Annotated in this window: 1 protein-coding gene; it reads left to right on the top strand. The window is 57.4% G+C overall.

The window, feature by feature from the left end; translation table 11 throughout:
• On the top strand, nt 1-357 hold a 357-nt coding region (locus ACTHS3_RS17350; protein WP_440368681.1), incomplete at both ends, for an FAD-dependent oxidoreductase.

The raw sequence follows: 357 nt of genomic DNA, 5'->3' as shown, positions 1-357 counted from the left end.
TCTGAAAACCGGCACGCCGCCGCGTATCGACGGACGCACGATTGATTTCTCCCAACTGACCGAACAGCCCGGCGACACGCCCGTTCCCGTAATGTCCGTACGCGGCAGCGCCGATATGCACCCGCGCCAAGTGTCTTGCTGGATTACGCATACCAACACGCAAACCCACGACATCATCCGCTCAGGCTTCAACCGCAGCCCGATGTTTACCGGCAAAATCGAAGGCGTGGGTCCGCGTTATTGCCCGTCTATCGAAGACAAAATCAACCGCTTCGCCGACAAAGACAGCCACCAGATTTTCCTCGAACCCGAAGGCCTGACCACGCACGAATACTATCCTAACGGTATCTCCACCAG

It is taken from the genome of Neisseria sp. P0009.S007, from assembly GCF_051962515.1.
This window is presented reverse-complemented; position numbering and strand designations above follow the sequence as displayed.